1 protein-coding gene and 1 pseudogene are annotated in these 748 nt (G+C 59.8%); both read right to left on the bottom strand.

Annotated features, from left to right (window positions below; all coding sequences use genetic code 11):
* Positions 1 to 204, bottom strand: a 204-nt coding sequence (locus QVO97_RS01030; protein ID WP_369678361.1) for a hypothetical protein, incomplete at its 3' end; no start/stop codon positions are given.
* 3 nt (positions 205 to 207) lie between these two features.
* A pseudogene (locus QVO97_RS01035) lies at positions 208 to 748 on the bottom strand (hypothetical protein); the annotation flags it as partial.

The following is a 748-nucleotide window of genomic DNA, read 5'->3' on the forward strand; positions in this document are numbered from 1 at the left end:
CAGTCTTTCTGCAAGCGCCTGATTCCACGCATCCGTTCCCGGACAGAGCGCCACCGCGATCCGCCCGGAATCCCGTTTTTCCACCTGATGGAGCACGCCCATTCCCACTGGAAAGGTCAGAAGAAACAGGAGGAACACCGGGCGGTAAAGAGCCCGCCGCAGCGTCATTCCAAACATACAGAACCACCACGCCAGCTTCCGCATCCGTCAATCCCTCCTTTTTCCGGCGGCAAGCGCCAGTGCAAAGCATGCCAATGCCGCCGCAGCCAGTTTCCACAGCACCGGAACCGCCCCTGTCTCCCCGCCCGAAGCAATAAAGCGGATTCCATCCATCCAGAGCGCCGTCACCGTCATATTTCCGACTTTCTGAACCAGCTCCGGCAGAAAGACGGACGGGATGATGCCGCCCGCCAGAAAGAGAAATACCACATTGACCGCAAACAACGTCAAAATCGCCGCTGCCAAACTTCTGCACACCTCATAAAACAGCAGAATCCACGCCGAAACTGCCGCGCAGGTCAGCCCCCACGCCGCCAGTTCTTCCCGCCCCGCCAGCGCATATCCCTTCTGCACCGCCCAGCCATAGCCGCCCGCCGTGACTGCCATCAGAAGAAGCGTCATGCACAAGCATTTGCAGAAAAGCGGATACCACCGCCGGATCCCGATGCGCCGAAGCCCCTGTTCCAGCGCCTCCGTCTGGGGAGCCAGAAACGGCGCTGCCGGGATTCCGGTAAGAATCATCAGAAAT

The organism is Clostridium sp. CAG:43, from assembly GCF_000434655.1.
GTDB classification, from domain to species: domain Bacteria; phylum Bacillota; class Clostridia; order Lachnospirales; family Lachnospiraceae; genus Otoolea; species Otoolea fessa.